This window comes from Pedobacter antarcticus (genome assembly GCF_900103515.1).
Classification (GTDB): Bacteria; Bacteroidota; Bacteroidia; order Sphingobacteriales; family Sphingobacteriaceae; genus Pedobacter; species Pedobacter antarcticus.
On record NZ_FNGZ01000006.1, the window covers coordinates 216297 to 241005 of the forward strand.

The following is a 24709-nucleotide window of genomic DNA, read 5'->3' on the forward strand; positions in this document are numbered from 1 at the left end:
AATCTGGATTTAAAATCTGACTACAAAATAGACTAGAAATCATGGCCTAAAATATGACAGAAATCACGTTTTAAGGTGATTTTAGTCGCATCTGTTCATCAGGCTAAAATTTCTATATTTGTAAAAACACACCATGGAAAATGCTAAATTATTGCAGGCAATTATCGAGACTGCTATTGATGGGATTATCACTATAGACCAGCGTGGAACGATTGAAAGCCTCAATCCTGCCGCATTAAAACTATTTGGGTACGAAATTAAAGACGTTGTCGGCCGCAATATTTCCATGTTGATGCCGGAGCCGGATAAATCCTCCCATGACGGTTATTTAGCCCATTATCAGCATACAGGTGAAAAACATATTATTGGTAAAGGCAGGGAAGTAAAAGGACTGCGTAAAGATGGTACTACCTTTCCCTTTCGGCTGGCAGTAAGTGAAGTACAGTATAAAGATCGCATCATTTATACTGGTTTTATCCACGATTTATCCAAAGAGAAGGAGGCAGAAGAACGCCTCATGGAATATGCTGCGGAACTGGAAAACCTCGTCGAGGAGCGAACCAAAAGTTTAAAGAAGACTGTCACAGCTTTAAGAGAAGCTAAAGAAGAAGTGAGTTTATCGCTGGAAAAAGAAAAAGAGCTGAACCAGATGAAAAGCCGGTTTGTTTCTATGGCTTCACATGAATTTAGAACACCATTAAGCTCAGTGCAGCTTTCGTCGTCCCTGATTGAGAAGTATGCACAACCCTTCGAAAATAAACATATTGAAAAACACGTTCAGAAAATTAAAAATGCAGTCGGCAATCTGACCACCATTTTAAACGATTTTCTATCGCTGGAAAAACTGGAAGCCGGACGTGTTGAGCCTGCAATGGAAGCTTTTGATCTGGTCAAACTGAGTGAGGAAATTACGGAAGAGATGCAGATGATTGCTAAACAGGATCAGCATATTATTTATCAGCACACTGGTTTGCAAAGTATGGTTGAATTGGATCAGAATTTATTAAAAAACTGTATGATTAACCTGATTAACAATGCGATTAAATATTCCGGTGAAAATACCTTTATCGAATTTAATACCGAACTTAATGAATCACAGTGTATTGTGACGATCAGGGATAATGGTATCGGCATTCCGGAAACAGACCAGAAATATTTATTCCAGCCATTTTTCCGCGCGCATAATACAGGTAGCATTCCCGGAACAGGCCTGGGGCTGAATATTGTATTGCGCTACGCAGGTTTAATGAAAGGTAATGTAGACTTTGAAAGTAAACAAAACCAAGGCACAACATTTATACTCACCTTTAACCAGGTTCCCCAAAAATGAAGAAACAGCAAATACTGATTATAGAAGATAATGACGATATCCGGGAAAGTACGGCAGAAATACTGGAATTGGCCGGATACGAAGTATATGAAGCGAATAACGGGCGTTCCGGTGTAGAGCTCGCTGGTAAACACTTACCCGATCTGATCCTGTGCGATATTATGATGCCGGAACTGGATGGTTACGGGGTTTTATATCTGCTTAATAAAAATCCGGAAACTTCTGCGACGCCTTTTATTTTTCTGACGGCGAAAGCGGAGAGAACAGATATGCGTAAAGGAATGGAAATGGGTGCAGATGACTATCTGATTAAGCCCTTCGACGACGTAGAATTACTGAATGCAATTGAAAGCCGGCTGGATAAAAAAGCCAAGCAGGAGAGTTTTTATAGCCAGTCTATTGCCAGGTTAAACAGCCTGGTTGCCGGATCTCCCGGGGTGAGGCAGCTCGATCAGTTGATCCAGGAACGTAAGGTTCGGCATATTAAAAAGAAGCAGATCATCTATTACGAAGGAGATACTGTTTCGGGAATTTACCTGGTGATCAGCGGAAGAGTAAAAACGATAAAACTAAGTGCCGACGGACGGGAATTACTTACCGGAATGTATGTAGCTGACGAATATTTTGGAATTCCATCTTTACTGCTTAATGAACCATATACCGAAACTGCAGAGGCTGTAGAAGACTCGTCCGTATGCCAGCTGCCCCGCGAAGTATTGGAAGAGTTATTAAATAAATACCCGGATGTAGGCCGGCAATTTATTCATATTCTGTCGAATAATCTGATTGAGAAAGAGGAACAGCTTTTGCAGCTGGCTTATCATTCGGTACGTAAAAGAATGGCCGAAGTCCTGATTCGTTTATGCAAACAAGAAAAACAGCAGGACAAGTTTCTGCTTAAAATTTCCAGGGATAACCTGGCTGCAATGGCAGGAATGGCTACAGAAACAGTTAGCAGGATCCTGAGTGATTTTAAAGATGAAGGAATTATCGAAAGAAAAGGAAGTCAGATCGGAATTCTTGACCTGATCCGTCTGCAGCAAATGAAAAACTGATAAACATCATATTTCTGACTGACTAAACTCATTCTATACGGACAGGCCAGCTGCTAATTTTGGTATTGTATAAATCAATAACAAATGAGAGCAGTAGCCTATAATATAAAGTCTTCGGAAAAAGAACCTCTTGCCATAGCCAATCATAAAAAACATGATATTACATTAATATCTAACTCGCTGACAGCAGAGACAATCAGTTATGCTCAGGGGAAAGAAGCTGTGATTGTTGTGCATGACGACAAAGTGTCGGCTGAAGTAATCGGGAAGCTCGCGGCAATGGGCGTAAAATATATTGCAACCCGGTCTACTACATCCAGTCATATTGATCTGGATGAGGCAGCACGGCAGCATATCAGAGTTGCCAGCGTTCCAGAACAGTCGATGAAGAACATTCCTCTGGAAGAACAGGCTATGGCCCTGGCCAGGGAAACTATTTTGAATCTGGATAAATGGCAGCAGAACCGCTGTTTAGGTAAAGCCTGTATCTGCTCCAGATCATGTGATCAGGTGAATCTTAAAAAGTCAGGAGATGAATAAGCTGGAAGATCTGCTCGAGAAATATCACGTACCTGCGCCGCGTTATACCAGTTACCCCACAGTTCCTTTCTGGGATGAACAAACTTTCAGCAGGGAAGGATGGCTGAAAAGTGTCCGGGAAACCTTCTCTTCAGCTGCAACAACCGAAGAAGGAATTAGTCTTTATATCCATTTGCCGTTTTGTGAAAATCTTTGTACCTATTGCGGATGTAATACCCGCATCACTAAAAACCATGGAGTGGAGTTACCATATCTGCAGGCAGTACTACGGGAATACGACCTATACCTGGATACTTTGGGAGAAGCTCCGTTAATCAGGGAAATACATCTGGGTGGAGGGACACCGACATTTTTTAGTTCAGAGAACCTTTGTTTGTTAATTAACGGTATTCTGGAGAAATCAGTTTTACATGAAGATGCAGAATTCAGCTTCGAAGCGCATCCAGGTAATACGACTACAGCGCATTTGCATGATCTGTATAGGTTGGGTTTCAAAAGATTGAGTTTGGGTATTCAAGATTTCGATCCGGCAGTGCAATTGATGATCAACAGGGTTCAGACTGTGGAAGAAGTAGCGCATATTACTGAGCTTGCCCGGCAGATTGGTTATACCTCTGTTAATTATGACTTGATTTACGGGCTCCCTGTACAACAGCTGGCCGGCTTGGAAGAAACTATAAACGCTGTGCTGGAGTTACGGCCAGATAGGATTGCTTTTTATAGCTATGCACACGTACCTTGGGTAAAACCAGGACAGCGCAGATATACCGAAAAGCACCTTCCGGAACCGGCCCTTAAACAACAGCTTTATGAAATGGGTAGGGAAATGCTGCGGAGTGGTGGTTATACAGAGATTGGTATGGATCACTTTACTTTAAAGACAGATAGTTTATATCATGCAGCAGTGAACGGAAAGCTGCACCGCAATTTTATGGGATATACGCATCAATCTACTAAATTGATGATTGGTTTGGGTGTATCGTCGATTAGCGACAGTTGGGCCGGCTTCGCACAAAATGTAAAAAAGGTAGAGGATTATATAGCACTGACGGCCAAAGGAGAGATACCTGTATTTAAAGGCCATTTATTAAATGAAGAAGACCTGCTCATCAGAAAACATATACTGCAGCTCATGTGTCAGGGTAAAACCAAACTGACAGAGCAGGAGCGGTTACATCCTGTAATCAGCGCAGGTTTGGAGAGAATGGAGAACCTATCGGCTGATGGCCTGGTTACTGTTAACGGAAATGAATTGGAAGTAACACCAGATGGGAAACGCTTTCTCAGAAATATCTGTATGGCATTAGACGCCAGACTCTGGGCAAGCAGACAGGAAACCAGGTTATTTAGTATGGCCGATTAAATATCAGGGAATTGCCGGCTTAGCAGACGGTGATTCCCTGAGGTGCAGGACTGAGATAGGGAATATGAAGTTCCAGACCTCTGAGAATAAACCAAACCCCCAGTAAGAGCAGAAAATAAGGCACCGCTTTATTCATTTTCCTTCGGAAAGACTGATTTAGTTTTCCGGCTGCCATAGCGGCGAACAACATTAAAGGAAGTGTGCCTAATCCGTAACATATCATATAGATCATTCCACTTTGCATGCTTCCCGTATTCAGGGCACCGGCAAGTGCCATATAGACCATTCCGCAGGGAAGCAACCCGTTTAATATGCCAATTACCAAATGGCCTGCTTTCTGTTTGAAAGCAAAGCCTAACAATTTGTTGAATGGCAATAATAAAGACTGCTGCAATACCGGGAAATTAAATTTGCCGAGTTGATAAATAGCCGCCAGCAGGATTAAAAAGCCACAGATCAGGCTAATCGTTTGCTGCATTCCATTCATCCACAACCGGCCACCGATTAAACCGGTTAAAAGTCCAAGCAACGCATAAGAAATAACTCTGCCTATCTGATAGGAGAATTTATCAAAAAAGACACCCAACCAGGTACTTTTACCCGAAGGCAGCGCCAGTGCCAGCGGGCCGCACATACCCAGGCAATGTACACTGCCAAGCAAACCGATCAGAAAGGCAAGATAATACTGGTTCATGGCAGTTGTATTTCCTGTTCAGTAAGATAAGCTTTACCTGCACTGTCCCATTCTGCAATTAATTTCCAGGTTCCTTTCTTTAGCCCGCCCAATGGTAAATTAACCTGCATGGCTGTGTCTGTTTTAAAGGGCATAACCCTATCCTGCTTTTTATCTGAATTACGCACCATGCGGATAGTGCCTTTTGCAGGTTTGCTGAAGGTAATATGCAGGAATTCCGGTTTAATGCTTATCAAAGGTGCAGCATGGTCTTTCAAAACCTGTTCTTTGCGGTCAAAGGTTTCATCATAATGGATACCCTTCTCGTAATAATCCTGTTCTACCAGTGCATCTGTTTTACTGTTAAACATCATAACGGCGAGCACAATAATAAAACTCATAAATGTGCCCAATCCAAGTACTATTTTTGTTCCCCAATTCATAATTATTCGTTTATTGGTGCAATAAAAGTGGTTTCAAACCGATCGGCAGTTTTACCTTCCGCCAGCAGGGAGAAAGAGATTTTTGATTTATAGCTGTTCACATGATTTTGCGGCATGATAACGAAGAAAGTCATTCTGGTACTTGCCCCAGGTCCAATTTTAGTTTCCTGCTGTATATATTGAATCCTGACAGCCGGGTCGTCTGCTTTAAGTTTAAAATCAAGTGTTCTGGTCGTTTTGTTGACCATTTCCACATTATAAAGGTTACTCACCTCCTTTTCCTTTTTACGAAGCTGATATAACGTTCCACCCGCCCGGAGAATGGTGGTCTTAATATCATTTCTGCTAAACAGCAGGACACTTAACACAGTAATCAAAACGAATAAAACAGCAGTGTAAGCATAGATTCTTCTATTCAGTTTGAAAGGCGTAGCCGAAGCGATTTCATCTTCGGATTTAAAACCGATGAGCCTTAGAGGTCTGCCGGTTTTTTGCATAACCATATCACAGGCATCAATACAAGCGGTACAGTTTACACACTCCAGTTGGGTGCCGTTGCGAATATCAATTCCAGTAGGGCATACCTGAACGCATAAACCACAGTCTGTGCAATCGCCTTTGGCAGATTGTTCTGCTTTATTAATCTTACCGCGGGGTTCGCCACGTTGATAATCGTAGGCTACAAGAATCGTCTTGTTATCGAGCAGCACTCCTTGTAACCTGCCGTATGGGCATGCAACGGTGCAAACCAGTTCCCGCATTCTGGAAAAGACCAGATAGAAAACGAATGTAAATACACTAATGGCAATAAAACCGCTGATATGCTGGGACACAGGCTCTGTGATAATTTTCAACAGTGTTTCACTACTGATCAAATAGGAGAGAAAGATGTTGGCAATCAAGAAAGAAATGGTCAGGAACAGGATGTGCTTAATTAGTTTTTTGAAGAACTTTTCTACGCTCATAGGTGCCTGATCCAATAGTTTTTGCTTTTTGCTGTCGCCCTCGATCCAGGTCTCGATTTTACGGAATACCATTTCCATAAAGATCGTCTGGGGGCAAGCCCAACCGCAGAATACGCGGCCGAACACAACAGTAAACAGGACTATGAAAACCATGAATGTGAGCAATGCCAATACAAACAGGTAGAAATCCTGTGGCCAGAAGATCACACCGAAAAAGACGAATTTTCTCTCCAGTACATTCAGCAGTACAAGCTGTTCTCCATTCAATTTAAGGAATGGGGCTGCAAAGAGCAACCCCAGAAAGAAGTAACTGACCGCCGACCGGTATTGGTATAGTTTACCTTTAATCAGCTTTGGATAGATCCATTGCCTTTTTTTACCATCCTGCGTAATGCTGGGTAATTGATCGCGGAAATTTAGCGGACTTTGTGACATTTTACATTTTGTTGCCCTGCGGAGCTTTGGCTCCAGCAGGATTTGTTCCCTGCAGTGATAATACATAGTGGGTTAGATCGGAGAGCTGCTGGGGGCTCAGTGATTTTTCCCATGGTACCATTCCCTTATCGGGAACGCCATATTTGATCGTCTTGAAAACTTCCTTTACTGTACCGCCATGTAACCAGTATTCATCTGTCAGGTTAGGGCCGACAATTCCTTCACCGTGTTCCCCATGACAAGGAGTACAGCGGCCTGCATATAATGCAGCCCCTTTCTGGAGTACGGCAGGCTCATTATTGTCTTCAATATTATTCTCATTAACAGCCATTCCTGCATTAGCAGGATTGGCAAGAAAAGCTATTTTAGCCTCTTCGGCCTGCACTAATTCTGCTGCATATTCTTCATCCTGAGACATTCCGTAACCCAATACATGGTAATTCATCATGTATGCGAATGCAAAAATGATTGTACCGTAGAATAAGACCATGAACCAGGCAGGTGTAGGATTGTCAAGCTCTGCGATGCCATCGAATTTATGGTCCATCATCAGATCCTTTTCCTGTTCCAGCGGTTTAAGCTGCATTAGCTTTTCCCATATCGACGGTTTTTTTATTTTTGGCTCCAGCACAACTTTCAGCGATTCTAAAGCGGCTTTTTCGGCGGCTGAAGCAAAAGGCTGCGGATTGATTTTTTCCGTGATATACAGTTTAATTACTCTTGATAACAACAGGGCTACCCATAAAAGCAGAACTGCGAAAATCAACAGCATGCAAATGACCAGGTCTGTAGATATACTACCTGTAAACCAGGCGCTAGTTGTAACTTCTTTCATCTGTTGAATTGTTTTGGTTTTGTCCTTCTTCCTCATTTAAAGGAAGGTTACTCATATAGTTTATCTCTTCTTTTTTCATTGTTAGCAACAGAATACCAACCACAAGAAAAAAGAGCATGAAAATACCTAATGAAGTGAGCAGGTATACCTGGTTACCTTCTGCCCGTTCTAAAAATTGCTTAAACATAGTCTTGACGTTTAATTATTTAACTTTAATATCTGTACCCAAACGCTGCAGGTAAGCAATCAGCGCAATAATTTCCTTGTCACTTTTGACTTTAATATTATTCTGCTTCAGATCTGCTGCAATTATTCTGGCCTGTTCATCAAGGTCTGCGTTCGCTTTGTTCTCATATCCTAATGCATAAGGAACTCCGAGTGTACGCATAGCATTGATTTTGGAACGGGTAGTTGTTGTATCTAGTTTTTGAGTAATCAGCCATTCATAAGGTGGCATTATACTTCCCGGAGACATCGTTTCAGGATCAAGCATGTGGTTATAATGCCAGGCATTACCGTATTTTCCACCTTCGCGCTGCAGATCCGGACCTGTTCTTTTTGATCCCCAAAGGAAAGGGTGATCATAAACAAATTCACCGGCCTTGCTGTATTCGCCGTAACGTTCAGTTTCGGAACGGAATGGACGGATCATCTGAGAATGGCAGCTTACGCATCCTTCACGGATATATACATCACGTCCCTGGAGTTCCAGCGGGCTGTAAGGTTTAACACTGCTAATCGTCGGTATATTTGATTTTACAGTGAAAGTTGGCATCATTTCAATCATACCTCCGATGAGGATGACCACTAAAGAGAGGATCATAAATACCATTGGTTTGCGTTCCAGCATGCGGTGGAATTTTTTCTCTGCACCCTGAGGTACATAGTCTTCCTGTAATGCCTGAGCTTCTGCAGGTTCATCTGCAACCAGCTGACCGGCTTTCATGGTTTTAATCAGATTGTAGGTCATGACGATTACACCGGTCAGGTACATGGCACCACCAATGGCACGCAACATATACATTGGAATAATCTGCAACACAGTTTCCAGGAAGTTTGGATACTTCAGTACACCCTCCGGAGTGAACTCTTTCCACATCAGGCCTTGTGTAAAGCCCGCGAAATATAGTGGGACAGCATAGAAAATAATCCCCAGTGTTCCGATCCAGAAATGGAACGAAGCCAGTTTTTTCGAATAAAGCTCCGTATTATAGATCCTAGGTATCAGCCAGTATAAAATTCCAAAAGTCAGGAATCCATTCCAGCCCAGTGCGCCCACATGTACGTGTGCAACTATCCAGTCTGTATAGTGTGCAATTGCATTGATCTGTTTCAGTGCCAGCAGAGGACCTTCAAATGTGGCCATACCATAAGCAGTAAGACCAACGACCATAAATTTCAATTTCGGATCATCACGTACTTTATCCCATGCACCGCGGAGAGTCAGTAAGCCGTTGATCATACCACCCCAGCTCGGTGCAATTAGCATAATAGAGAATGCCACACCTAAAGATTGTGCCCAGCCGGGCAGCGACGTGTAAAGCAGGTGATGGGGCCCTGCCCAGATATAAATAAAGATCAGGGACCAGAAGTGCAGGATACTCAGCTTGTAGGAATAAACCGGTCGGTTGGCCATCTTAGGCAGGAAATAATACATCATTCCCAGGTATGGCGTAGTCAGGAAGAATGCAACAGCATTATGGCCGTACCACCATTGTACGAGTGCATCCTGAACACCTGCATACAGATAATAACTTTTGAAAGCAGATATAGGTAATTGTATAGAGTTTACAATGTGAAGTACAGCGACGGTTACGAATGTGGCGATATAAAACCAGATAGCCACATACATATGTTTTTCCCGTCTTTTGATGATCGTCCCGAACATATTTACCCCGAAAGCAACCCAGATCACGGTAATAGCAATATCAATGGGCCATTCCATTTCCGCGTATTCATGGGAGGTGGTAAAACCCAGGGGAAGCGTAATCGCTGTAGCTACAATAATCAGCTGCCAGCCCCAGAAATGGATTTTACTCAGCACGTCACTAAACATTCTTGCCTTTAGAAGTCTTTGTAAAGAATAATAGACCCCCATGAAAATAGCATTACCGACAAAGGCAAAGATTACTGCATTGGTATGCAAAGGTCTTATCCGGCCGAAGGTTGTGTACTGTGAGCCTAAATTGAGTGCTGGTTTAATCAGCTGCATGGCTATGAGCAGCCCGACCGTCATTCCAACTATACCCCAGACGATGGTGGCGATAGCGAAGTTTCTGACGATCTTGTTGTCGTAATGAAATTTTTCAGTCATGAGAAAAATAGTGAATAGTTTATGGTTGTAAAATTAGCCTGTACCGCTGTGCAGGAGTGTGACAGGAGTTATCTGGCTTGGTGATCTTCGTCACTTTTTAAGGTGTCTTCTGCCGGTTTGTCGTCATCAAATAAGATTCTGACACCGGGTGTATAGAGATCATCATTCTGTCCGGATTTGCTGGCCCAGAAAAACGCGATGAGGAAAATCAGTGCCAGCAGCATGCTGAAACCGATTAAAATAAATATCATGTTCATAAGAGTTTGTTTTTTCTGGCGTAATACCTCGCGCACAGTGTGGTAAACAGGATAATTGTGATCGTACTCATGGGCATCAGGATAGCTGCCATGAGCGGGGAGAGTTTGCCCTGAACTGCAATAAAGAGCCCGACAGCATTATATAGCAGGGAGATGGCAAAGCTCATATGAATAACTTTTACCGCATCCTTGGCCTGTTTAATAAATAGCGGTAAGCGGCCGAAGGCTTTACCATCGAGAATTCCATCGCAGCCCGGAGAAAAGTTATTGATGTCGTCGGTTACTGCAATACCCAGATTGCTTTGGCGCAGTGCTCCCGCATCATTTAGACCGTCTCCGACCATCAGAACCCTTCTGCCGTTTTTCTGCAGATTTTTGATGTAGTCTAATTTTTGCTGCGGACTCTGCCTGAATTTCATTTGTTGTGTACCCGGAAAAAACGGGCTTAAACATTGGCGGTCATGATCTTGATCACCAGAAAGTAAATGCAGGTCATAGCGGACAGATAGCTGGCCCGATAGTGCTTTAAAGCCGTCCCTCCATTGCTGGGCAGCTATAAAATAACCGCAATAATAATTGTCTATCTCGATATGAACCGCACTTCCCTTAACTGTGGTTTGCAAACCGAGAAAGTTTGCACTTCCAATTCTGATCTGGTGATTGTTCACCATCCCACTCAGGCCCCGGCCTACCATTTCACGATAATGGAATACGTCATGTCGCGGTGAAAGGCCAAGCCATTTAACCAATTCCCGGCTCAGAGGATGGCCTGAATTTCTGGCCAGATCCGAAACAGCCTGTCTCTGCTCCTGACTGAGGGTTCCTGTAAAATGCAGATCCCCTGCGTCTGGATTAGTAATCGTACCTGTTTTATCAAATACAATAGTATTAATTCTTGCGAGTTCCTCGATAACCTCCGTACTTTTCAGATAGAGCTTATTTTTGTCGAAAATGCTAAGCACTGCAGCAAGTGTAAAAGGCGAGCTAAGTGCCAGAGCGCAAGGGCAGGCAATAATTAAAACGGCAGTGAAAGCTGCTGCTGCCCGGTTTAAATCGGTTCCTGCCCAATAAAAACCAGAACCAAAAGCGATGAGCAATAATACAATACTGAAATATTTACTTGCTTTATCACTGAACGTTTTGATTGGATCTTTAATAGTCTGAAAACTCTCATTATTCCATAGTTTGGTCAGGTAACTCTGAGATACAGGTTTAACAACCTCCAGTTCGATCGCACCGCTGAGTTGTCTGCCACCCGCGTAGATTATCTCGCCAAGGACCTTATTTACAGGAGCCGATTCGCCAGTTACAAAGCTAAAGTCAAGCTTTGCTTCCCCTTTAAGTAAAATTGCATCTGCAGGGATAATTTCATTGCTTCGGATCAGGATCCGATCTGCAATCTGCAATTCCTGTAAAGGCACAGACTTTTCAAGGCCGTTTATTAACCTGGTCACCGCAACAGGGAAGTAGGAGCGATAATCTCTTTCGAATGAAAGGTAATGATAGGTTCGCTGCTGCATCCATCTGCCAATGAGCAGAAAAAACACAAGAGAACACAAGGTGTCCACGAAACCTGGTCCCGTTTGCAGCAGGATTTCTGTGGCCGACCTAATAAACATAACGGCAATTCCAAGCGCCAATGGGAAATCCAGGTTCAGTATGCCGTTTTTGAGGTTATTCCAGGCGGAGCTGAAGTAATCCCGGGAACTGTAGAGTAATACAGGAAGAGATAAGGCCAGGTTAATATAGCCGAAGAAATTTCTAAAATTTGATTCCAGGGCTGAAAGTCCAAAATAATCGGGGAAGCTCAGCAGCATTACATTTCCAAAACAGAAACCCGCGACAGCAATTTTGCTCACCAGTTTACGCCCACTTTGATCGGCCTGTTGTTTTTGTACCATGTCCTGCAGGCTAATGAGTGGTTCATAACCAATAGCGGAAAGTGTTTCCACTACTTTTCGCAGTGTGATGTCGTGGCTGAAGGTTATAGATACCTGTTTTTTCAGGAAGTCCGTTCTGCTTTGAAGAATTGCCGGGTTCAGCTGATGTAAGTGTTCCAGTAGCCAAATGCACGAGCTGCAGTGAATTGCCGGTATGTATAAGGTAATAGCAGAAATTTTTTCATCCTGGTAATCGATGAGTTTCTCATTAATTGAACTTTCATCCAGGTAATCAAATTTTTGATGATTTTTTTTTCCTAATTTGCCCGGTACAATATTATAAGTATAGTAAGCAGATAAGTTATGTTTTTCCAGTATCTGGTAAACACCTTTGCAACCCAGGCAGCAGAATAGTTTGCCTCCTGAGTTATAGGGTTTAGCGGGCAGGCTATCTCCACAATGATAGCAGCTGGTTTCAATGCTGGGTTTTGTAAGTGTATTCATACGGGAGGAAATTCCTCAAAAGTCGCTTTGATCCTGCTTTATAAAAATGACACTGATACATGCAAAATGTGATCTGCGTCATAAATATCAGGACACTATATTTTGAGCAGGAAAAAGCATGAGCAGTAAAGTATCTTCGAAAACCTGGAAAACCATCAGGAACAAGGCATTGGGACACTCTCAGGAGAGCCGTATCTTTCATGTCACCTGTCTGGCCAGTCTTATTCTGTTCATTTCCGGTTTATTATTCGATTTTTTTGCAGGGTTAGATAACTTGCTGTTTATTCTTGCGCCGGCGACGGTTGCACTTGTTTTTGCATGTTACCAGTCGAGATTTAAAGGTAGATTGGGGTTAGGTATTCTGATTTATGCAGTTCAGGGAAACGCGTTGTTCGTTTTTTACTTTCTGAACAGCTCAGGTATTGACGGCCCGGGTCTGTCAATCTACCTTGTCTTTTTTCTCCTGCTCATGGCAATGGTTCCATTAAAGCAACGCTGGTTTTGGATGATCGTAAATTTAGGTGTTGTTTCAGGTTTGTTTTATTTTCAGTATCATAATCCGGATGAGCTCCAGGGTAAATACGATAGTATGTATCTCAGATATGTGGATGCCGTTTTTCTTTACGCATTATCGCTGCTTTTTATTTATGTCCTCATGCGTACTTTAACCAATCAATATAACCGGGAACGTTTTCTGGTTGAAGAAAGATCGGCGGCTTTAAAGCATTCAAACTCCTCATTAAACCGGCTTTTTTCCATTCTTGCACATGACCTTCGTTCTCCTTTGAATTCAATACAGTCCTATCTGGAATTGTCTCTTCATACCGATCTCACCGAAGATGAGACCAGAATGGTTAGTGAGGGACTATTAAAAGAGACAAAGTATACCGGACAATTATTGACAAACCTCCTGGCATGGAGCAAAAGTCAGATGGAAGGTATCCATGTCAAACTGCAGCAAATCTTTTTGGCAGAGGCGATTAAAGAAACGCTGGCACTTAAAAGAAGCCTGGCTGCACAAAAAAATATTACCATAGAGGCGTCTGTGCCAGAAGAAATGCGGTTAACCGCAGACAGGGATATGTTGGAATTGGTTATCAGGAACCTGTTGAACAATGCCATCAAATTTACCCCTTCGGGAGGGCTCATTCAGATTAAAGCAGAAGAGTCCCAGGATGGAGGCACCTGCATAATCTGTATTTCTGATACCGGTATTGGCATTGCCGATGACCGGATTAAGAGCCTCTTCCGCCTGCAGTCCGAGAATACTTTTGGTACTAACCAGGAAAAAGGGATCGGTTTGGGGCTGGTATTGTGTAAAGATTTCATGGATATTCAGCATGGTAAAATCCGTCTGGAAAGCACTTTGGGCAAAGGCACCCGGTTTTATCTGACCTTCCCTGCCTGAAAAATCAGGGAATGATTTCTTTAATTTGAAATGAACAGTTTAATCTTCACCTTTGCAGCCGTAATCACAATTAATATTTTTTATGGAAGATCACAATGAACTGTCATTATTCGGGAATAATTATAAGGAGAGAGTTGAAAATGCCCTTGAAAGCCTTAAGGCAGGGAGAGGGGTCCTTGTTGTAGATGATGAGAGCAGAGAAAATGAAGGTGATCTGATTTTTCCCGCAGAGAACATGAGTGTTTCAGATATGGCCCTGATGATCCGCGAGTGCAGCGGTATCGTATGTCTGTGTCTGACTGCCGACCACGCAGATCGGCTGGAACTTCACCCAATGGTGCAGGTAAATACCAGTAAGTTTCATACCCCTTTTACTATTACTATTGAGGCAAAAGAAGGTGTCACAACTGGTGTTTCTGCAGCCGACAGAATACAGACTATAAGAACAGCAGTTGCAGATAATGCAGAAGCTGAGCATTTATCAAGACCAGGCCATATATTTCCACTTCGTGCCAATGCAGACGGGGTTTTTGGGAGAAGAGGTCATACCGAAGCCAGTATAGATCTGATGATACTTGCCGGTCTTAAACCAGCGGCTGTACTTTGCGAACTGACTAATGAAGACGGAACAATGGCGCGCTTACCTGAAATTTCCTTATTTGCCAGAAAGCAGTCATCGACAGTAGTTTCTGTAGAAGATATTTTTCAATATCGCCTATCATTACAAGTCTGATATCAGGGGCTTTTTTGGAGCCCCTTTATAAACTTTCATCAGCTCTTCTACAAATAATACAGCAGCTCTTTTCCTGTATACACCTTTCTGCCATAAGATGAAAGCCTGTTTATGCAACTCTTTGCCGGTTATCGGAACCGCACAAAGAGACGCCCAGTTGCCTACTACTTTTTCATTGATTATTGTTGACCAGTTTCCTTTTTCAACCATTGAAAGCAGACTGTGTATATCATTCATCTCTATTTTGATATTGGGAATAATTTGATTCTTTCTGAAAATTTCGTTGAGCAGGTCTCTCGAACTGAAGCCATTACTGGGAAGGATTAATTCCAGTTTCCCCAATTCCTTCAAAGAAATCTTTTTAAGCAGTGCAGCAGGGTTTCTGCGGGAAGTAACCATCATAATCCGCGATGAAAACAGCGGCTCCATTTCCAGACCCATGTTGTCCGATTGTTCGTGAAAAGCAAGAATAATATCTAGGTCTGCTGTACGGAGTTTATTCTCCAGTTCTCCTGCAGTGCCGTACTCTACATGAATTCTAATACCGGGATACTGAGCTGAGAAGGGGCCAAGTGCCGGTAAAAGGAGCGAACTAAAGGCGTAAGTAACACCTATTTTCAACTCTCCGTTAACCAGATTTGCTAATTCAAAAATGGCCTGTTTAGATTTCTTAATATCCAGAATAATCTGTTTTGCATGATGTAAAAATACACTTCCGGCCTCAGTTAGCCGGACTTGTTTTCCAATCCGGTCAAACAGGAGAAGGCCCAGTTCATCTTCTAATTGTTTGATTTGTTGCGAAAGCGTAGACTGGGTCACAAAGCATGCTTCTGCAGCGGCTGTGAAGTGAAGCATTTCTGCTGCTTTTATAAAATATCCGAGCTGTCTGATCTCCATAATTGATTAGTAAAACTAATCAATATCATTAAAACAATCAATTTTACAAATATATTCCGAATGCCGAAATTTGGCACAATAAGAAAATATACACAATGACTCTTTTCCGTTCACTCAGATCACCAAACTTTAAACTCTTCTTTTATGGACAATCAATCTCTCTGATCGGAACCTGGATGCAAAAAACAGCGGTCAGCTGGCTTGTTTATCAGTTGACTGGTTCGGCGATCCTTTTAGGGGTAGTGGGTTTTGTCAGTCTGATTCCATCTTTGTTTTTGTCTCCCTATGCGGGGAGTCTGGTAGATCGTCATAACCGGTATAAAATTCTGGTAATCACTCAGATTATTTCGATGCTTCAGGCAGGCGCGCTTGCTGGTATAGTTTTTTTTGGATTTCACAATATTCTGCTGATCATTCTGCTTAGTCTGGTGCAGGGTATTATTAATGCTTTTGATATGACCTGCCGCCAGTCAATGATGGTAGAGCTTGTTGATGACCCCGGAGACCTTCCCAATGCAATTGCATTGAACACAACGATGAATAATTTTGCAAGGATCGCCGGGCCGGCCGTTGCGGGAATTATATTAAGTGCTTTCGGAACAGATTTTTGTTTTATCGGTAATTTTCTGAGTTATATCCCTGTACTGGGATGCTTATTTTTGATGAATCTTAAAGCGCCTGTAATTCAGCATACAGAGAAAAGTATATGGAAAGAGCTAGAAGAGGGTTTTCGTTATGTTTCCGGTGATAAAGAGTTGAGCAGTATGATTATCATGATCGGTATTACCAGCTTATTTGTGATTCCTTTTAATACGCTGATGCCCGTTTTTGCTAAAAACATTTTTAACGGTGATGCCCGTACCTTCAGCTGGTTCGAAAGTGCAGCTGGTATCGGGTCTGTGCTGAGTGCGATATATATGGCCAATCTGAAAAACACAAATACTTTGATGAAGCTGATCGCCGTAGCCGGAGGGATTTTTGGAATTAGCCTGTTGCTTTTATCTTATGCTCCCCAGTTGCCGCTTGCCTTATTATTTATGGCTGTTTCAGGATTAGGAATGATGGCGCAGACCTCAGCAATTAACACGTATATCCAAACTCATGCGGCCCCGGAGATGCGTGGACGTGCTATCAGCTATTATATTATGGCTTACCAGGGCCTGCTCCCGATAGGCAGTCTGTTAATCGGCTGGGTTGCGCATCTGATTGGCCCAAGGCCTGCAGTACTTATCGAAGGTGTGATCGGGTTGGTAGCGACCGGTGTTTTTATCTCGTACCGCAGTAAACAACCAAATACAATTAATTCCGCGGTCTAAACCTTTAATCCGCCGAACATACTGAAAAGAATTACACTTAATACGATCAGCGTGATTATCACATATAGCCCATCCTTTTCCAGTATGAAGGAAAAAAGTGAAAATATAATCCGGATAATCGGCGTTGCAATCAGAATAACGACACCCAGCTGAATAATTTCAGCAGCACTTCCTGTTAATATACCTTTGTAAATACCAGTCAGACTGGTGAATCCGGCAGGCTCTCCGGTAAAAGTACCGTAGTGAGGTGTGCCGGAGCCCTGCTGGAATAAATACCAAATTCCGCCAATGCCGGCTATAGTTCCGGAAAGAATAACGCCAACCCGTAACACCTGACCGATAAGCTGCTGCATATCGTAATCTGTCAATTTCTTTTTAATCTGTGCTTTCATGGTTTAGAATTTATGGTTGAAGCCGTTATAAATCATATTAATTGCGATCAGTGTAATTGCAATACTGAAAATCAATTTCAGCGCATTTACATTAATCTTCATCAGTATCTTACTCCCGGTTATGGCACCTGCCAGTACACCAATAACAACGGGAAATGCGATTCCCGGATCGATATATCCGCGTTGTAAGTAAACAACTGCACTTGCCGCTGCGGTAACCCCAACCATGAAATTACTGGTTGTGGTACTTACGCGAAAAGGGACGCGCATGGCGGTATCCATGGCCAGCACTTTTAGGGCACCGGAACCTATACCTAGTAAACCAGATAGAACACCGGCGATAGTCATAACTGAGAAACCGCGACCAATGTGCTTTAATTTATAGGGAACCGGCCCTTCTGGGCTTGGATAGGTGCTGTTTAACTTTAGAATGTCACTCATTCTGCTTCCCTCAGTCAGGATTTGTTCGTTCTTTTTGCGGAGCGTCATGGATGCAGAGAAGATGAGCATTACACCAAAGACTATCGCTACAGTATTTACAGGTGTATAGACTGCAATGATAGCACCTGCAACTGCACCCACTGTAGTAGCTATTTCCAGGAACATGCCCAGTCTGACATTGGTTATACCTTCTTTAACGTAAGCGCTCGCCGAACCTGATGAGGTCGCGATTGAGGCGACAAGGGCTGCACCAATAGCGTAACGGATGTCTACGTGAAAAAAAAGTGTAAGTAGCGGGATAATAACCACGCCACCGCCGAGTCCGGTTAATGAGCCGGCGAGTCCGGCGAGATAAGCACCTGCCAGCAGGATCAGGGTGAAAGTTAGTATGGTCATGTTTTCTAGTAATTATTTTCTAATATATATTGAGTTACCTCTTCAGCCATTTTCTGGTCTCTGGCAGCAATTGCGGCCGCCAGCTTCTGATGCATCGGATGACTATTTTCGAAATGCTTCATGTTTTCTTCTTTTCTTTTACTGAAAAAATCTCTGATGACCAGCGTGAAACTTTGGTATAGGTCGGTAAGAACCTTGTTTCCGGACGCTTTGGCTATGGAGATATGAAAAGCTATATCTGCGTCTGCACATTTCTGCTGCTGCTGGTTCTGTATCGCCAGACCCCGTTCCTGAAGATGCAAGCGGATCTGCTCCAGATCTGCTGAGGTGTAATTCTGGCAAGCAAGCCTGATAATTTCCTTTTCCAGCATAAGCCTTACAGAATTAATTTCCTGGAATTCCGCGCGTCTCAATCGTTGTGAAAGGGTTTCATTACGGGGAAGGGAGGTTACAAATGTACCTGAGCCCTGTTGCACTTTTAGAGTTCCGGCGATGGCGAGTGTTTTAATAGCCTCTCTGATCGTGGATCGGCCAACGCCATAGAGCTCCATTAACTCCGGTTCGGCTGGAATCTTTTCACCTTTTTTTAGTTTGCCGGATGCAATGTCCTCCCTGATGGAGGCGATGACTTTATCTGAAAGTTTAACTCTTGGCTGCATATGTAAACGTCTGATGTTTCAAAGGTAGGGTTAATCTTAAACATCAGATGTTTGATGTTTATGTATGACCGTATTCTGACAATACAATATCGTGTTGTCGATTTTCCGGGGTCTGCAAACAATCTGGTTATACGTATTGTTAAATTATTTTAATCAGAATTCGGCCTGAGGCCAGCTATGTAAAGAAAACCGGAAAGCCTGGGAGTTACCGGGTAAGCGAAATGATAAAGAAACTGAAGATTCTCTTGTATATAGGTTTATGTTTTACCGCGAGTGCTTCTGCACAGTTTACGGATAGTACAGCTTACCAGATCCGGTATACTAGTACAGGTGCATTCAATAAAACCAACGACGGTCAGTCCTGGCTGCTTAACAATGCTGCCAAGATAGGTGTCAGGAAAAAATCATATAGTCTGAACTGGAACAATACCTGGATTTACGGTAAGCAAGACAGCAAGCTGACTAACAATGATTATTCATCAGCACTGGATTTTAACTTGTACAAAGGTTTTCCACGAACTTTTTTCTGGGGCCTTGTAAATTATAATACCAGCAAGTCTCTTAAAATTAATAATCAATTGCTGGCCGGCGCAGGGATAGCCTATAGTTTTATCGATTCTGATAATGCCTATCTGAATCTGAGTGATGGAATCCTTTTCGATTCCAGCGACCTGATGTTAAATGATATCGACAGGGAAATCTATCATACCTGGCGTAACTCTCTGCGTTTAACCGGGAAATATATCTACAGAAATTTGATTGAGCTAAATAGTTCTTCCTTCTTTCAGCCGTCATTGAACGACAAAGATGACTACACTTTCAAATCCGTTTCCAGTATCGCTTTTAAATTAAATAGATGGCTTAGTCTGACTACTGCTTTTCAATATAATAGAATCTCCCGTACCGACAGGGAGAACCTGATGTTTAGTTACGGGTTAACCTTCGAACGTTATTTTTAATACGCGTTTACCGGTCTGAATTATTTAGGATCCTGAAGAGGTCTCCTTAAAAAGAAATATGTTTCCGGATTTGCAAAGAAGTCCTTGAACGCTGATTTAGCTTCGAAGTTTTCAGGGAATTTCTTAAACTGTTCTGGCGTAATAAATTTCCAGGTGAGCCCCTGTTCAGGATGTACAGTGATGATCTCGATTGGGAAATTTAAAACAAACTCCTGCAGAAAACTGGTTTTTGCAGCAGTCCAGTCTTTTGTGATTCCAAGATTTGCCGGCCAGGTATATAGTTTATGAGCCTCTAGTTTCCTGCCATCATCTTCCAAAAAAACAGAAGATTTTAAAATCAGGTCACTTACGGGAAACTGGCCGCTATCGCCCACCTGTTTACCATCCGATAAATGCATGCGCAGACCATCGGCCCATATGACCGGTACGGGGTTGTCTGTCAGGAGACGTTCCTGGAGATTACCGGTAAACACATATTTACCCTTGGTGAAGGTATTCAGGGGTTGAAGATCTTTGTCGCTCATTTGATACAAATTAAGTTATTTTTGCAATATTTCTGGTGCCATGCTGAAATAATAGTCTATTTGAAAACATCACCGGTACAATTCTGTTTTAGTTTTAAAATCATATATAGCTATATATAATGGATCAGAATAAAAAAAGAGTTCTAATTATTGGAGGCGGTTTTGCTGGTGTAAATTTGGCTAAACAGCTTGCCGGACATACCAATTTTGAAGTTATACTTGCAGACAAAAACAATTACAATTTCTTTCCTCCACTCATTTATCAGGTAGCTACAGGCTATCTCGAAAGTTCTAACATCAGTTACCCGTTCCGTAAATTACTGAGAGGGAAAGATAATATTCAATTCTGGATGGGTGAGTTGCAGGAGGTTTTTCCAGAACAAAACAAAGTGATGTTTTCAACAGGAGAAGTCAGTTATGATATACTCGTACTCGCTACCGGCTGCGAAACGAATTATTTCGGGATGGAAAGCGTGGCAAAGCATGCCATACCCATGAAAACGCTTTCGGACGCATTGCAAATGCGTAATACGCTGCTGGAAAGATTAGAGCTGGCTTCCCGGACTCAGGATCCTGCTGAGCGTAAAAAATTGCTTACTGTTGTCGTTGCAGGCGGTGGCCCTACAGGGGTAGAGATCTCGGGTATGTTCGCGGAGATGAAAAAGCATATCATCGCTAAAGATTATCCGGAACTTTCTGGTTCTGGCGGGGAAATTTATCTTGTAGATGGCCTGCCTGCCGTACTGACGCCGATGAGCGAAAAATCTCAACAATACACTTATAATGCCTTATTGAAAATGGGCGTGAAGGTGAAACTGAATATGATGGTTAAAGACTTTGTTGACGATCAGGTTCATTTTGCTAACGGGGAGACAATTACTACTAAAAATTTGATCTGGGCCGCAGGTGTAACTGCTATGGTTTTTAAAGGGGTTCCGGCAGAGGCGTATGGTAAAGGGAAACGTTTACAGGTAGATGCATTTAACCTGATACAGGGAACGGATAATATATATGCACTTGGAGATACCTGTATACAACTGACAGATAGTAATTTCCCACAAGGCCATCCTCAACTGGCGCAGGTTGCTATGCAACAGGCCGACAATCTTGGTAAGAACCTGGTACGCATTTCTAAATCTGAGCCAAAGAAACCATTTGCCTACCATGATAGAGGGTCTATGGCTATTATCGGCCGTAACAAAGCGGTAGCTGACCTTCCAAAACCTAAAATGTTTTTTAGTGGTTTTATAGCCTGGCTCATGTGGCTGTTTATTCACCTCATTTCATTAATCAATTCCAGGAATCAGATCAAAACTTTATATAACTGGATGGTTGCTTATTTTACACGGGACCAGTCCTTAAGGATGATTGTAAGACCGGGTGCAAACAAAGAACTGATAGTACCGCCGGTTAGTAATAAACCGGTTATTTAATATGGGCGGTAACTGGTCAGAATATTACATTTCAAGGGCAATTCTATTGTGTTAAATCTGCTTTGAAACGGTATAACTCTTACTTTTGCCTTTATGGAAGATTTCTTAGCTGCCCGACTTCAGATGGCCTTTTCTCTGGGCTTTCACATCGTTTTCTCCTGTATTGGTATGGTCATGCCATTCTTCATGTGTACCGCACATTATTTCTGGTTGAAAAGGAAGGATCCGGTTTACCTGGACGTCACCAAAGCCTGGAGTAAAGGTGTCGCAATTTTCTTTGCGACAGGGGCAGTTTCAGGCACAGTACTATCCTTTGAACTGGGTTTGTTATGGCCCCGTTTTATGGAGCATGCCGGTCCGATTTTTGGAATGCCGTTTTCTCTGGAAGGAACGGCCTTTTTTATTGAGGCAATAGCGCTTGGATTTTATCTGTATGGCTGGAACAAATTCCATCCCTGGTTTCATTGGTTTACTGGTGTGATAGTCGGTGTCAGTGGATTACTTTCCGGAATTCTGGTGGTTGCCGCTAATGCCTGGATGAACAGTCCTGCCGGTTTCGATTTTATAGACGGACAATACCTGAATATCGATCCTGTTAAGGCGATGTTCAATGATGCCTGGTTTTCGCAGGCCCTGCATATGTGTATCGCTGCCTTTGTTTCTACCGGGTTTGCGGTGGCGGGAGTGCATGCGTTAATGATTTTGAAAGGAAAGAACGTACTGTTTCATCGCAAGGCATTTCAAATTGCGGCAATATTTGCTACTATTGCCGCCTGTCTGCAGCCTGTCAGCGGCGATATTTCGGCAAAAGACGTTGCCGGCAGACAGCCTGCAAAACTGGCGGCAATGGAAGCGCATTTTCATACTGAAAAAGGCGCTCCGTTAATTATCGGAGGCATACCTGATGTAGAAAATAAAACAGTAAAGTATGCGATCAAAATTCCAAAAGCCCTTAGTTTTATGGCCACAGGAGATTTTAACGGAGAGGTAAAAGGTCTGGATAGTATTCCGGTGGAGGACCATCCGCCTGTAGCGATCACACACTATGCATTTCAACTCATGGTAGGTCTTGGAATGCTCATGCTTGGCCTGGCTCTGATCTATTTTTATGCTTTAGTAAAGAAGAAGCACTGGCTGGATAGTAAATGGCTTTTACGTCTTTTCGTAATCGCTACTCCTATGGGATATATTGCTTTAGAAGCCGGTTGGACTGTAACAGAGGTCGGCAGGCAGCCCTGGATTATTCATGGCGTAATGCGTACGGCAGATGCAGTAACGCCAATGCCAGGGATTGCGTATTCATTTTATCTGTTTACTGCTGTTTACATCTCTTTAGCCGTGATTGTCAGTGTATTATTATATAGACAAATTACTATGGTCGGTAAATTATATGATTCCTCATCTCAAACAAACAATTCTTAAGTCATGGTATATGTAGTTATTGTTTTTCTCTGGACAGCCATTTTATTATACATCTTACTGGGCGGGGCTGATTTTGGCGCAGGAATCATGGAGCTTTTTACTTCAAAAAAGAACAGGCACCGTACCCGAAGAAATATGTATGAAGCTATCGGGCCGGTCTGGGAAGCAAATCATATGTGGCTGATTATTGTGATTGTTATACTTTTTGTTGGTTTTCCAAAGATCTATACCACTGTCTCTGTCTACCTTCATATTCCACTTGTTTGTATGTTGCTGGGTATTATCGCCAGAGGAACAGCCTTCGTTTTTAGAAATTATGATGCAGTAAAAGACGGGATGCAGAAGGTGTATACACCTATTTTTGTGATATCCAGTGTGGTTACTCCTTTCTTTCTGGGGATTATTGCGGCCAGTTCGGTCTCTGGTCAGATAGATCTTCAGGCTGCAGACTTTGTATCTGCCTATATCTTTAGCTGGCTGAATTGGTTCTCACTGAGTGTGGGACTTTTTACCGTAACAATATGCGCCTATCTGGCAACTATATTCATTATTGGTGAAACCACACATCCTGACGACCGTGCTTTATTTATTAGAAAAGCCAGGCGGGTAATCTTTGTCGTTATGGGAGCTGGTACACTGGTGTTTATGGCTGCCTATGCAGAGAATATCCCATTGCTGGATTGGATTTTTAGTGATTATCCAGGCGTAATCGCTCTGATACTGGCTACCATCTCCTTAATACTTACTTTCATCGAATTGAATAAGGGGCATGCAATTATACTCCGGTTCTTTGCTGGCTTTCAGGTAAGTATGATTCTTTTTGCGGCAACCTATAGCCACTTTCCAGATATTGTTTTACTAAAAGGCGGCGAAAATCTGAGCCTTTTAACTCATCAGGGGCAGTATAAGACCATTGCAGGTCTGGGCTGGGCACTGTTAATCGGTAGTGTTTTTATTTTGCCGGCACTTTTTTATCTGATTTACAGTTTCAGAACTAAAAAGAGTGAACAGCATGATTGAGAGGCTATTACTCTAGTTTTCCTTTACAATCCAAGCTATTTTCATTATCGTTAAATAAGGTTGACCCATCTTTCTTCGAACAACATCGGGTCAACCCCCTTAAAACTCGGGTCAACACTGGGTTAACCTAAACCAACGGTAAACCAAGACTCTAACATGGCCCGAACAAGGCAAGGAGGAGATTGCTTTTGTGTCTTATCCTGAAATGGCTATACAGTTTACTGAATTAATTTTAGATAGACTATACACGCAAATTTGTTATTCCTGTATCAATTATACAAGTTGCTTTTCATTTGGTTTGCACCATTTAGGTTTCCATCTTTTTTTCAATGGCCCGTGTTTCAGGTGTGCCTGCTCTGGAGTTAGATAATCACAACTAGCATGGGGCCTTAATTGATTATAGGTTTGGATATTTTCTCTTATCTTTTGGGTAGTTTCCCTAAAACCAACTTTTGAGCTATGCAAATCAAATTCTGATTTTAGTATCCCGTTTACCCTTTCTGCAATGGCATTTT

At 42.6% G+C, this 24709-nt stretch carries 25 protein-coding genes; 11 read left to right on the forward strand and 14 right to left on the reverse strand.

The genetic code is table 11. From position 1 onward, the window contains the following. Positions 1-133 precede the first annotated feature (133 nt). The 4 genes from BLR53_RS13975 (at position 134) to hemN (ending at position 4288) form a co-directional block, all read left to right on the forward strand. A complete protein-coding gene (locus BLR53_RS13975; protein ID WP_037439121.1) occupies positions 134-1330 on the forward strand; it encodes a PAS domain-containing sensor histidine kinase in 1197 nt (398 codons plus the stop codon). Then, on the forward strand, positions 1327-2385 hold the full coding sequence (locus tag BLR53_RS13980) for a response regulator (protein WP_037439119.1): 1059 nt from the start codon (positions 1327-1329) through the stop codon (positions 2383-2385). The genes BLR53_RS13975 and BLR53_RS13980 overlap by 4 nt, the downstream gene beginning before the upstream one ends. A gap of 84 nt (positions 2386-2469) precedes the next feature. After that, entirely contained in the window at positions 2470-2925 is a 456-nt protein-coding gene (locus tag BLR53_RS13985; RefSeq protein ID WP_037439117.1) for a Rossmann-fold NAD(P)-binding domain-containing protein, read from the forward strand. Further along, the gene (hemN, locus tag BLR53_RS13990; protein ID WP_074590541.1) at positions 2918-4288 is read left to right on the forward strand and encodes an oxygen-independent coproporphyrinogen III oxidase; all 1371 of its coding nucleotides are present in this window, start codon (positions 2918-2920) and stop codon (positions 4286-4288) included. Before BLR53_RS13985 ends, hemN begins: the two co-directional genes overlap by 8 nt. A gap of 19 nt (positions 4289-4307) precedes the next feature. Here hemN and BLR53_RS13995 read toward each other — a convergent pair whose 3' ends face one another. From BLR53_RS13995 to BLR53_RS14030, 8 genes are all read right to left on the reverse strand, one after another. Next, positions 4308-4982, reverse strand: coding sequence for a sulfite exporter TauE/SafE family protein (locus BLR53_RS13995; RefSeq protein ID WP_074590545.1), 675 nt, complete (start codon positions 4980-4982; stop codon positions 4308-4310). Next, positions 4979-5404: a FixH family protein gene (locus BLR53_RS14000; RefSeq protein WP_037439111.1), complete on the reverse strand. Its 426-nt coding sequence runs from the start codon at positions 5402-5404 to the stop codon at positions 4979-4981. Before BLR53_RS14000 ends, BLR53_RS13995 begins: the two co-directional genes overlap by 4 nt. Before the next feature lie 2 nt (positions 5405-5406). Beyond that, positions 5407-6804, reverse strand: a complete 1398-nt coding sequence (ccoG, locus tag BLR53_RS14005) for a cytochrome c oxidase accessory protein CcoG (protein WP_074590547.1) — start codon at positions 6802-6804, stop codon at positions 5407-5409. 1 nt (position 6805) lies between these two features. Further along, a complete protein-coding gene (locus tag BLR53_RS14010) occupies positions 6806-7639 on the reverse strand; it encodes a cbb3-type cytochrome c oxidase N-terminal domain-containing protein (RefSeq protein ID WP_037439109.1) in 834 nt (277 codons plus the stop codon). Further along, positions 7620-7826 (reverse strand): hypothetical protein, encoded by a 207-nt coding sequence (locus tag BLR53_RS14015; protein WP_037439107.1) that lies wholly within the window; start codon positions 7824-7826, stop codon positions 7620-7622. Before BLR53_RS14015 ends, BLR53_RS14010 begins: the two co-directional genes overlap by 20 nt. 15 nt (positions 7827-7841) lie before the next feature. Further along, positions 7842-9953 (reverse strand): cytochrome-c oxidase, cbb3-type subunit I, encoded by a 2112-nt coding sequence (gene ccoN, locus BLR53_RS14020; protein ID WP_037439105.1) that lies wholly within the window; start codon positions 9951-9953, stop codon positions 7842-7844. Positions 9954-10021: 68 nt separating this feature from the next. Then, the gene (gene ccoS, locus BLR53_RS14025) at positions 10022-10210 is read right to left on the reverse strand and encodes a cbb3-type cytochrome oxidase assembly protein CcoS (RefSeq protein ID WP_037439104.1); all 189 of its coding nucleotides are present in this window, start codon (positions 10208-10210) and stop codon (positions 10022-10024) included. Next, complete coding sequence (locus BLR53_RS14030) at positions 10207-12594, reverse strand: heavy metal translocating P-type ATPase (protein ID WP_074590550.1); 2388 nt, start codon at positions 12592-12594, stop codon at positions 10207-10209. The genes ccoS and BLR53_RS14030 overlap by 4 nt, the downstream gene beginning before the upstream one ends. Positions 12595-12712: 118 nt before the next feature. Here BLR53_RS14030 and BLR53_RS14035 point away from each other — a divergent pair, with 118 nt between their 5' ends. Together BLR53_RS14035 and ribB are read left to right on the forward strand one after the other, a co-directional pair. Next, the gene (locus BLR53_RS14035; protein WP_037439103.1) at positions 12713-14002 is read left to right on the forward strand and encodes a sensor histidine kinase; all 1290 of its coding nucleotides are present in this window, start codon (positions 12713-12715) and stop codon (positions 14000-14002) included. Positions 14003-14084: 82 nt separating this feature from the next. After that, on the forward strand, positions 14085-14735 hold the full coding sequence (ribB, locus tag BLR53_RS14040) for a 3,4-dihydroxy-2-butanone-4-phosphate synthase (protein ID WP_037439102.1): 651 nt from the start codon (positions 14085-14087) through the stop codon (positions 14733-14735). Here the strand turns inward: ribB and BLR53_RS14045 are convergent. After that, on the reverse strand, positions 14724-15632 hold the full coding sequence (locus BLR53_RS14045) for a LysR substrate-binding domain-containing protein (protein ID WP_051759695.1): 909 nt from the start codon (positions 15630-15632) through the stop codon (positions 14724-14726). The two genes, ribB and BLR53_RS14045, sit on opposite strands and share 12 nt — an antisense overlap. A gap of 95 nt (positions 15633-15727) precedes the next feature. Between BLR53_RS14045 and BLR53_RS14050 the strand changes: the two genes are divergently transcribed. Beyond that, a complete protein-coding gene (locus BLR53_RS14050; RefSeq protein ID WP_074590552.1) occupies positions 15728-16948 on the forward strand; it encodes an MFS transporter in 1221 nt (406 codons plus the stop codon). On the opposite strand, the gene BLR53_RS14055 is transcribed toward BLR53_RS14050, so the two are convergent. The 3 genes from BLR53_RS14055 to BLR53_RS14065 are packed head-to-tail and all read right to left on the reverse strand — an operon-like array spanning position 16945 to position 18836. Continuing rightward, positions 16945-17340, reverse strand: a complete 396-nt coding sequence (locus tag BLR53_RS14055) for a DUF1634 domain-containing protein (protein ID WP_037439096.1) — start codon at positions 17338-17340, stop codon at positions 16945-16947. The two genes, BLR53_RS14050 and BLR53_RS14055, sit on opposite strands and share 4 nt — an antisense overlap. Positions 17341-17343: 3 nt before the next feature. Further along, on the reverse strand, positions 17344-18177 hold the full coding sequence (locus BLR53_RS14060) for a sulfite exporter TauE/SafE family protein (protein WP_037439094.1): 834 nt from the start codon (positions 18175-18177) through the stop codon (positions 17344-17346). 5 nt (positions 18178-18182) lie between these two features. Continuing rightward, a complete protein-coding gene (locus BLR53_RS14065) occupies positions 18183-18836 on the reverse strand; it encodes a FadR/GntR family transcriptional regulator (protein WP_037439092.1) in 654 nt (217 codons plus the stop codon). A gap of 221 nt (positions 18837-19057) precedes the next feature. Between BLR53_RS14065 and BLR53_RS14070 the strand changes: the two genes are divergently transcribed. Further along, on the forward strand, positions 19058-19795 hold the full coding sequence (locus tag BLR53_RS14070) for a DUF481 domain-containing protein (protein ID WP_037439091.1): 738 nt from the start codon (positions 19058-19060) through the stop codon (positions 19793-19795). A gap of 20 nt (positions 19796-19815) precedes the next feature. On the opposite strand, the gene BLR53_RS14075 is transcribed toward BLR53_RS14070, so the two are convergent. Continuing rightward, a complete protein-coding gene (locus tag BLR53_RS14075) occupies positions 19816-20319 on the reverse strand; it encodes a hypothetical protein (RefSeq protein ID WP_037439090.1) in 504 nt (167 codons plus the stop codon). A gap of 119 nt (positions 20320-20438) precedes the next feature. On the opposite strand from BLR53_RS14075, the gene BLR53_RS14080 reads away from it, so the two are divergent. The 3 genes from BLR53_RS14080 (at position 20439) to BLR53_RS14090 (ending at position 24194) form a co-directional block, all read left to right on the forward strand. Next, positions 20439-21752, forward strand: a complete 1314-nt coding sequence (locus BLR53_RS14080; protein WP_037439089.1) for an NAD(P)/FAD-dependent oxidoreductase — start codon at positions 20439-20441, stop codon at positions 21750-21752. A 93-nt stretch (positions 21753-21845) separates the two neighbouring features. After that, entirely contained in the window at positions 21846-23174 is a 1329-nt protein-coding gene (locus tag BLR53_RS14085) for a cytochrome ubiquinol oxidase subunit I (protein ID WP_074590554.1), read from the forward strand. 3 nt (positions 23175-23177) lie between these two features. Beyond that, entirely contained in the window at positions 23178-24194 is a 1017-nt protein-coding gene (locus BLR53_RS14090; protein ID WP_074590556.1) for a cytochrome d ubiquinol oxidase subunit II, read from the forward strand. Between the two features lie 273 nt (positions 24195-24467). Here the strand turns inward: BLR53_RS14090 and BLR53_RS14095 are convergent. Further along, a partial coding sequence (locus BLR53_RS14095; RefSeq protein WP_143007884.1) for an integrase core domain-containing protein occupies positions 24468-24709 on the reverse strand: 242 nt, incomplete at its 5' end.

Excerpts from the sequence above, each read along its gene's own strand:
- BLR53_RS14075 (WP_037439090.1), bottom strand. The coding sequence starts at position 20,319 with ATGAGCGACAAAGATCTTCAACCCCTGAATACCTTCACCAAGGGTAAA.
- BLR53_RS14010 (WP_037439109.1), bottom strand. The coding sequence starts at position 7,639 with ATGAAAGAAGTTACAACTAGCGCCTGGTTTACAGGTAGTATATCTACA.
- BLR53_RS13980 (WP_037439119.1), top strand. The coding sequence starts at position 1,327 with ATGAAGAAACAGCAAATACTGATTATAGAAGATAATGACGATATCCGG.
- BLR53_RS14080 (WP_037439089.1), top strand. The coding sequence starts at position 20,439 with ATGGATCAGAATAAAAAAAGAGTTCTAATTATTGGAGGCGGTTTTGCT.
- BLR53_RS13975 (WP_037439121.1), top strand. The coding sequence starts at position 134 with ATGGAAAATGCTAAATTATTGCAGGCAATTATCGAGACTGCTATTGAT.
- BLR53_RS14000 (WP_037439111.1), bottom strand. The coding sequence starts at position 5,404 with ATGAATTGGGGAACAAAAATAGTACTTGGATTGGGCACATTTATGAGT.
- BLR53_RS14045 (WP_051759695.1), bottom strand. The coding sequence starts at position 15,632 with ATGGAGATCAGACAGCTCGGATATTTTATAAAAGCAGCAGAAATGCTT.
- BLR53_RS14065 (WP_037439092.1), bottom strand. The coding sequence starts at position 18,836 with ATGCAGCCAAGAGTTAAACTTTCAGATAAAGTCATCGCCTCCATCAGG.
- BLR53_RS14090 (WP_074590556.1), top strand. The coding sequence starts at position 23,178 with ATGGTATATGTAGTTATTGTTTTTCTCTGGACAGCCATTTTATTATAC.
- BLR53_RS14085 (WP_074590554.1), top strand. The coding sequence starts at position 21,846 with ATGGAAGATTTCTTAGCTGCCCGACTTCAGATGGCCTTTTCTCTGGGC.
- BLR53_RS13995 (WP_074590545.1), bottom strand. The coding sequence starts at position 4,982 with ATGAACCAGTATTATCTTGCCTTTCTGATCGGTTTGCTTGGCAGTGTA.
- BLR53_RS14055 (WP_037439096.1), bottom strand. The coding sequence starts at position 17,340 with ATGAAAGCACAGATTAAAAAGAAATTGACAGATTACGATATGCAGCAG.
- BLR53_RS14015 (WP_037439107.1), bottom strand. The coding sequence starts at position 7,826 with ATGTTTAAGCAATTTTTAGAACGGGCAGAAGGTAACCAGGTATACCTG.
- BLR53_RS14035 (WP_037439103.1), top strand. The coding sequence starts at position 12,713 with ATGAGCAGTAAAGTATCTTCGAAAACCTGGAAAACCATCAGGAACAAG.
- ribB (WP_037439102.1), top strand. The coding sequence starts at position 14,085 with ATGGAAGATCACAATGAACTGTCATTATTCGGGAATAATTATAAGGAG.
- ccoN (WP_037439105.1), bottom strand. The coding sequence starts at position 9,953 with ATGACTGAAAAATTTCATTACGACAACAAGATCGTCAGAAACTTCGCT.
- BLR53_RS14030 (WP_074590550.1), bottom strand. The coding sequence starts at position 12,594 with ATGAATACACTTACAAAACCCAGCATTGAAACCAGCTGCTATCATTGT.
- BLR53_RS14050 (WP_074590552.1), top strand. The coding sequence starts at position 15,728 with ATGACTCTTTTCCGTTCACTCAGATCACCAAACTTTAAACTCTTCTTT.
- BLR53_RS14060 (WP_037439094.1), bottom strand. The coding sequence starts at position 18,177 with ATGACCATACTAACTTTCACCCTGATCCTGCTGGCAGGTGCTTATCTC.
- ccoS (WP_037439104.1), bottom strand. The coding sequence starts at position 10,210 with ATGAACATGATATTTATTTTAATCGGTTTCAGCATGCTGCTGGCACTG.
- ccoG (WP_074590547.1), bottom strand. The coding sequence starts at position 6,804 with ATGTCACAAAGTCCGCTAAATTTCCGCGATCAATTACCCAGCATTACG.
- BLR53_RS13985 (WP_037439117.1), top strand. The coding sequence starts at position 2,470 with ATGAGAGCAGTAGCCTATAATATAAAGTCTTCGGAAAAAGAACCTCTT.
- BLR53_RS14070 (WP_037439091.1), top strand. The coding sequence starts at position 19,058 with ATGATAAAGAAACTGAAGATTCTCTTGTATATAGGTTTATGTTTTACC.
- hemN (WP_074590541.1), top strand. The coding sequence starts at position 2,918 with ATGAATAAGCTGGAAGATCTGCTCGAGAAATATCACGTACCTGCGCCG.